The following is a 2,505-nucleotide window of genomic DNA, read 5'->3' on the forward strand; positions in this document are numbered from 1 at the left end:
TCGAGGGCTTGATCGAAGCAAGCGAAGTGTAAAACACAAAGAACAAAGACAACAGACAAGAAGGATGTCGCTGATGTTTGGTTTTGAAAGATCCATGGTGTGGTCTTGATGGCAGAATGGAAATACCTGGTTACATTCCGCACCCAGCAGTCAAGCATTCTAACGGCGACGATAGTGAACAGCGAAAATAGCAAGAGGCCATGCAAACAGAAAGCCGATCTGAGTGAGTAATCCCTTCAGATCGGCTTTTTTAGTTGACCACTTTCATAGAAATAAGATAAGAATATGCATATGGAAAAAAATCAAAAATTAAAAGACAGATTAATCAGTTTTGTTATCCCCTGCTATAACAGTGGTAAGACGATTGAATCTGTAGTCAGACAAATAGACGATGTAATGAAGACAAGAGAAGGGTATGAATACGAGGTCATTCTCGTCAACGATAATCCACCAGATGACACCTGGCGGATTATCAAGGATCTGCACCAAAAGAATCCAAAAGTTACTGGGCTTTGTATGTCTCATAATTTCGGGCAGCATAACGCTCTGATGGCGGGTTATCGCAAAGCGAAAGGGGACATTATTGTTTCATTAGATGATGATGGTCAGAATCCTCCCTCGGAAGTATTTAAACTCGTTGATCGTCTTAATGGGAATACGAACGTAGTTTATGGAGATTATACAGACGATAAATTTGCGAGTGGCTTTCGTAAACTGGGAAGTGATTTTAATGACTGGACCGCTACCTGGCTTTTAAATAAACCCAAAGAATTATATTTCTCGAGTTATATTGCAACGACTCGCGAAGTAATCGATCAGGTCAACAGATATACAGGACCTTATCCATTCGTCGATGGCCTTATGCTGAGATCCGGATCTGGAATCGTTAATCAGAATGTAGATCACCAAAAAAGACAGGAAGGGCAATCGGGTTATTCCTTAAGTAAGCTTTTAAATCTCTGGGCTAACGGATTTACGGCTTTTTCAGTCAAACCATTAAGAATTGGTGCGTTGTTAGGGGCGATTTGCGCGGGATTTGGATTTCTGTTTTCGCTTTTTGTAGTAATTCAGAAATTGATCTACCAGGATGCAGTGGATGCTGGCTGGAGTTCTATTATTTGCATCATGATGATTCTTGGGGGACTCATTCTTTTGATGCTGGGATTGATTGGAGAATATGTTGGACGGATTTATCTGACGATGAATTCAACACCGCAGTATATTATTTTTGAAACGACAGAATCGGATTCTCAGTCTTAGCAAAACTGTTTAAACCTGAACGATTGTTTTCAGTCACATCATACCGTCGGAGTGAGTGTTCATAATTATCATTGAGATATGAAGTCAACAGTAATTAAAGAGCTCATTGAAAATGAACCTGAAAAACAGGAAGAATCAATGAAAGTTGGAATATTGCTTTCACTGAGTATTGGGATTTTGAATGCCTGTACTTATGTGACCAGAGGCCATGTCTTTGCGAGCTCACAAAGTGGAAATTTGCTTTATTTAGGACTTGATCTGGCTGCCGGAGAATTCAGCAATGTAGTTAAGTATCTCTTTCCTCCAATCATGTTTGGAATTGGAATCATCATTGCTGAGCATTTTCATGATAAGCCCAACTACTCTCAATGGAGAAAATATCCTTTTTATATAGAGATTTTACTGATTGTTGCTGCCACATTCATGCCAGATTCCTGGAATGCATTGGCTAATCCGATTTTTGGATTGGCTTGCGGTCTTCAGACAATCACATTTGCTAAAGTCAGAGGAATTCCTGTTTCGACTATTGTGATTAACGGAAGCTATCAGAATTCTTTGGTGCATTGGACACGTTTTCTTCATTTAAACGATGAAAACGATGCGTTTAAGGCTCTTCTCTATCTCATCATCGTTCTATCTTATTTTGGGGGTATTGTTTTAGGTGCTTTACTTTGCCCTGCACTAAATCATTATGTATCTCTGATCAGTGCAATCCTGCTGCTTGGCTGCAGTTTTATTGTTCTGGTTCCTAATACAGGCAAAAGAACGAAGCAGAACGATAAGAAAAGCTAAGACCTGCAAATTTTGAAAACATTTAAAAGAGAAGGGGCTGTTAAATTTCGACTGATTTTTCATCAGCGAGATTTACAGCCCCTTTTTCTATGCTTTTTATCTGATTCAATCCTGTTTTATGATGTGTTTTTCCGCTCAAGTCAATTTTTGAACGCACTGAAAAGAGCCAAAACTCAAAAAGACTGTTTATAATCTTTTTCAGATTTCGCTTTTCTGCTCCTTTAATTTTCCATAACGTTCGAGTTCTGGACAACTCATCCGATTTCTGTTGTTTAATTTTCTGATATTGTGTCCCATGGCCACAATAAGCACCTCAAATTTTACGTTTTCCAGTCCCCGGCGTCTCAATCGGCTGTATCTGTAGTTTTCTTTAAGATCTCCGAAGGTTCCTTCCGCCTGAATGCTCCGGCTGACCATAATCTCATGTCCTGCATCTGAAGACATGTTCTCCCG

At 39.6% G+C, this 2,505-nt stretch carries 3 protein-coding genes and 1 rRNA gene; 3 read left to right on the plus strand and 1 reads right to left on the minus strand.

Annotated features, from left to right (window positions below):
* The first annotated feature begins 98 nt into the window (after positions 1-98).
* The 3 genes from rrf to BO222_RS04825 all read left to right on the plus strand — a co-directional run bounded on the left by rrf (position 99) and on the right by BO222_RS04825 (position 2,052).
* Positions 99-204, plus strand: a 5S ribosomal RNA gene (gene rrf / locus BO222_RS04815).
* Positions 205-291: 87 nt separating this feature from the next.
* Positions 292-1,260 (plus strand): glycosyltransferase family 2 protein, encoded by a 969-nt coding sequence (locus BO222_RS04820; RefSeq protein WP_075818877.1) that lies wholly within the window; start codon positions 292-294, stop codon positions 1,258-1,260.
* Positions 1,261-1,338: 78 nt separating this feature from the next.
* Complete coding sequence (locus tag BO222_RS04825) at positions 1,339-2,052, plus strand: YoaK family protein (protein WP_075818879.1); 714 nt, start codon at positions 1,339-1,341, stop codon at positions 2,050-2,052.
* 198 nt (positions 2,053-2,250) lie between these two features.
* On the opposite strand, the gene BO222_RS04830 is transcribed toward BO222_RS04825, so the two are convergent.
* On the minus strand, positions 2,251-2,505 hold a 255-nt coding region (locus BO222_RS04830; protein ID WP_075817320.1), incomplete at its 5' end, for a transposase.

Origin of the sequence: Ileibacterium valens, assembly GCF_001945525.1 — a bacterium.
Taxonomy (GTDB): domain Bacteria; phylum Bacillota_I; class Bacilli_A; order Erysipelotrichales; family Erysipelotrichaceae; genus Ileibacterium; species Ileibacterium valens.

Bases quoted from the DNA above. Each gene is read 5' to 3' on its own strand.
- BO222_RS04825 (WP_075818879.1), top strand. From the start codon at position 1,339: ATGAAGTCAACAGTAATTAAAGAGCTCATTGAAAATGAACCTGAAAAA.
- BO222_RS04820 (WP_075818877.1), top strand. From the start codon at position 292: ATGGAAAAAAATCAAAAATTAAAAGACAGATTAATCAGTTTTGTTATC.